This window comes from Staphylococcus sp. AC872, assembly GCF_979255425.1.
In genome coordinates this window covers 1-280 of the sequence record NZ_CEEDKW010000048.1, presented here as the reverse complement: position 1 = coordinate 280, position 280 = coordinate 1, and the positions used below count along the sequence as shown (strand labels likewise).

Sequence of the window (280 nt, the reverse complement as noted above, 5' to 3'; positions counted from 1 at the left end):
GATGCCGGCGTTGCGGAGATCGTTGAGCAGGCTGGTGATCCCGGTGCGATCGCCCTTGGTGTCGTAGTCGTAGGTCACTGCGTGGCCGTCGTCGGACAGTTCGAGATTGTAGGCGGCGAGCGCCGGCGGAATGGCGTCGAGCTTGTTCTGCAATTGCAGCGTCAGCTCCTTCTTGCCGAGCTTCTGCATCAAGGTCGCCTTGTCCTCGATCAGGATGATCTCGCCCTTGTTGATGACGCCGATGCGGTCGGCCATCTCCTCGGCTTCCTCGATGTAGTGC

At 61.1% G+C, this 280-nt stretch carries 1 protein-coding gene; it reads right to left on the bottom strand.

The features are described 5' to 3' along the window. The coding region (locus ACZ267_RS12870; protein ID WP_463680342.1) for a hypothetical protein at positions 1-255 on the bottom strand (255 nt) is incomplete at its 3' end. Between the last annotated feature and the right edge of the window lie 25 nt (positions 256-280).